The 3,432-nt window shown below is 52.3% G+C and carries 4 protein-coding genes; 2 read left to right on the plus strand and 2 right to left on the minus strand.

Annotated elements, in window-relative coordinates:
- Positions 1 to 346 (plus strand): thioredoxin family protein (locus RMSM_RS25190; RefSeq protein WP_040769345.1); only part of this gene is annotated, 346 nt, incomplete at its 5' end.
- Positions 347 to 1,180: 834 nt separating this feature from the next.
- Here the strand turns inward: RMSM_RS25190 and RMSM_RS40115 are convergent.
- Positions 1,181 to 1,444, minus strand: coding sequence for a hypothetical protein (locus RMSM_RS40115; protein WP_144057945.1), 264 nt, complete (start codon positions 1,442 to 1,444; stop codon positions 1,181 to 1,183).
- Positions 1,445 to 2,301: 857 nt separating this feature from the next.
- On the opposite strand from RMSM_RS40115, the gene RMSM_RS41295 reads away from it, so the two are divergent.
- Positions 2,302 to 2,454, plus strand: a complete 153-nt coding sequence (locus RMSM_RS41295) for a hypothetical protein (protein WP_160168371.1) — start codon at positions 2,302 to 2,304, stop codon at positions 2,452 to 2,454.
- Between the two features lie 308 nt (positions 2,455 to 2,762).
- Here RMSM_RS41295 and RMSM_RS25200 read toward each other — a convergent pair whose 3' ends face one another.
- Entirely contained in the window at positions 2,763 to 2,963 is a 201-nt protein-coding gene (locus RMSM_RS25200; protein WP_008703232.1) for a hypothetical protein, read from the minus strand.
- Positions 2,964 to 3,432 lie beyond the last annotated feature (469 nt).

A 3,432-nucleotide genomic window follows, 5' to 3' on the forward strand; every position in this document is an offset into this window, starting at 1 on the left:
GGGGACGCTTGATCGCGAACTGGCTGGAGATCGTCTATCCATCGTTCATTTCTGGGCAACGTGGAACAACGTTGACAGGTTAATGGACGCTGAACTCCACGCACTCAGGCCACAATTTGACGATGTGGTCAATTTCCTTTCCCTGGATACCGATTGCACCGACGCGTGGGACTTCATTCGGTCGTGCCGGATCTTGAACCTGCCAGCACTTGGGTTCTTTAAGGGGCGATTAAACGTGGATACACTGATCGGACTCAGGGATCGCGACGTTCTCACGCAGACGATTCGAAGATGGATCAAAGCAGAAGGCGGCGAACCAGACGCTGCACGTGAGTCGCCGAGCTGAGTTTTTTGAAGTGGTGAGTCGTTCGCGGCGACCACGTGATCGTTATCGTTCGCCACGACGTGCGGCAAATTGATACCAACAACTTGGCTTAAGCGGAATCTTCATGTCTGTTAAGTGCCCGAACTGTATGATGCCGGTGACACCTTCCTCAAGTGGTAGTTGTCCGGTTTGCAATACGGACCTATACACTGAGCCAACCGAGCAATCCGAGTCCGCGAATCGAACGCAAATATTTCCGACTTGGTTTTCGAAATTACTAGCTTTCTTTTTTGCACTTGCGGTGGCGAAAGCACTCTTTGGTCCTTAACTGTACCAACCGAGTCGCGCACCAGTTAGATGCATTCCGACGGATCGCTATTCGTACCTAACGGACTGACACATCCCGGAATCGAAGATCAGGCAGGTTAGCGATTTCGTAATCGCAGCAACGAACTTGATTCGATCCATCCGAATGAATGCAATCGCTAGGGGACATTACCATGGCGACCGTGCCCTCTCGATTTAGTTACAATTTAGACACTGCCAGAGTAGAATGTGGCGAACCACGCGATGTTCCTGAGTCGCGAGTCCGGTTCGTTGCTGAGTCCCAAGTCAATTGTCGCGACCACGGAAATCGCTATCGTTATCCGCAGTAGACATTGCTCAATCCAAATTGTTTTCGCACAAATGCAAAAGCCTCGTCTTACTGACGATGACATGATCCGAGACGTACACGGATTCGTCGTTGCCTCACTAAAGCGTCTTCACGACCAACAACTTGCCGTCGAAAATTTTGATCTGGCATTCAGCTGGTACTGCTTCGGAGCAATTCTCAAGATTTCTGAACGCAACATCCTAGAAGGCGAGCACTATCGCTACGACGCGGTTCTCCGCGGCGTCCTTGAAAAAACCGAATTGATTGACGATTTGGATTCGATGGTCAAGAAGGTCCGGACTGGCCCTCCAAAAGACTTCACCAAGTTTCTTAACACCGCCTTTCGAGCGTTCGGTGCATATCAACAAAGACCAGCGGAAGAATTTGAGTTGGGGCTTCGAGATGAGCTGCAAGCCAGACAGGAAGTTGCCGTCAAACTCGAAGAATTTGATCAGATACTTCAAGATGAAGCCTTACGACTTTCAAAGCCGTGCATGTTTCTACAACAATCCGATGTATCGGACGCAACCTGCGGTATTTGGGGTGGCAATGGAGTCGTGCCGGCCCCGTCACGGTTGTGGCGTCATGTTTGTAGCGTAAATTGTGATTGGTTCGGTACCGTTGGTATCCCATTACGCGGATGGCTGAGCGTGTACGTTTCGGACAAATCTTCAGCTGTTCGGGCTTTTTGCGATGAACACCGCACTTTCACTCCGACGCAATCTGGCATTCGGCTTACTGGCGTACCCAGATTGTCGATGCCACCGATGCAGGCAATTTGTCACTTCGGTGGGTCGAATGTGGACGAGTGGCTTAGAAAGCGTGGGCTAGGTCGACGAGACTATGATGCATTTGACCTACCTGAGCTCGACGAGAACTATACCAAGAATTGGCAAAAGACATGCCCGTTGTACGGTGACGAAGCTGATATTGTGCTCGGTGGTTGGCACCTCCAATGGCCGGACGGAAAGCGATACGACAAACGCCCTGGAACACTTTGCTTGACGACCTTTCGAGACGCTGAACCGTGGATTGAGGTCTGGTGTGAATCGAGTGGAAAGCTGAAATGTTTTGCGAGGGTAACTTAGCGGATAACCAACCGTTGGACGTTGCGGACTGGAAATGGTTTGAAGACGAGCGGGTGTGAATCCTGCCTGAGTAACCGCTAGCCACGGGCTCAGTATCGAGTTTTGCTGCGTTGATATAAGACGCAAGTCGAAGTTCAACGTTGATGCGTAAATACGAAAGGTAGTGAGGGTGAGAGGGATCGGCTGGCTGCCGAACCCTGAACGAGATTGAGCTCCGAAATCATGGTTTCCTGTTGGATACTGCCCACGGTGTGTGCACGCCCGAAGGTGAAACCCGCAGTCGCGTCTTTGCGAGCGACATCGAGAGTCCCGGGGTCGAAGATCCACTCGCGCTTTTGCACTACGTCTTCAAGGCAACCAGTGACGCCCAAAAGTTCTTGATCTGACTATGAACTCCAATCATGACAAATCGAGTATGCCCGCGAAGCCGAAAAGGCAACAAAGGCAAATGACTCTTTGGGAATCGGATGACTGCATAGTTCCGTTGACTTCGGGTGATGCCGTACGAGGGAAGGCGATTTCGCTCGTCGGCGCCCCGGTACGGACGGATTCGTTGTGTCCGCACGTGACAGGGAATAACGGATGGCAGACAGAAAGATTGATGCGACAGAAAAATTTTTGAGGGGCAGTGGTGCCTGCCCTGTATTTCGATCTTCATCTTTTGGTCACCCATTTTTTTGCCTGTTTTTGGGCATCAGGCGAGGATGATTTTATTGGGCTCAGGGGGCATCGATTTGTGTACATGGTTCAACAAGTCTTCGATTGCCGCTGGTTCCGCGGTAAGCTTGAGTCGTTGGTTGCGGCGCGATTGTCCCTCGGCAATTCCGTCATGCAGCGCTCCTTCGCGATGATAGGCGTGATTGGCGGGCAAGCGATTGGGGGCATTGTTGGCCACGAATCACGCGAATTTCCGCGAATCTGGGTGCTCGTGTGGTGAACATGATCGCGATTGAATAAAGCGAACTGAGCTCAGGAGAGAGGTGACGTCTGGGAGCCGGATGCGCCGGCGGCGCCAGTCCGGTTGTGAGGGGGGTCGGTGATCAATTGGACAAGGATCAAATATGGTGACACCCCAAGGAGAAATCTGTGGCAAACCGTGGACACAAAGCGTATCCTAACATCCGAAAGACACCGTTCTACTCGCCCCGAGTACGCGAGCTGGGCGGTTTTGAAATGGAAAATCTTTCGGGCGTACCGGGTGACGCGTGCCGTTACCCGACTGGACCGACGCAATGATTCGTGACGCATCCGAAAGTGACGTTGGCTGCATCGCCGACGCTCTTGTTCGCGTGCAGAATCTCCACGCCGATGCGTACCCGTTCATCTACCGGCGCTTTACCATCGCGGACGCCGCCTCGCACATC

The sequence above is a fragment of the Rhodopirellula maiorica SM1 genome, from assembly GCF_000346295.1.
Taxonomy (GTDB): domain Bacteria; phylum Planctomycetota; class Planctomycetia; order Pirellulales; family Pirellulaceae; genus Novipirellula; species Novipirellula maiorica.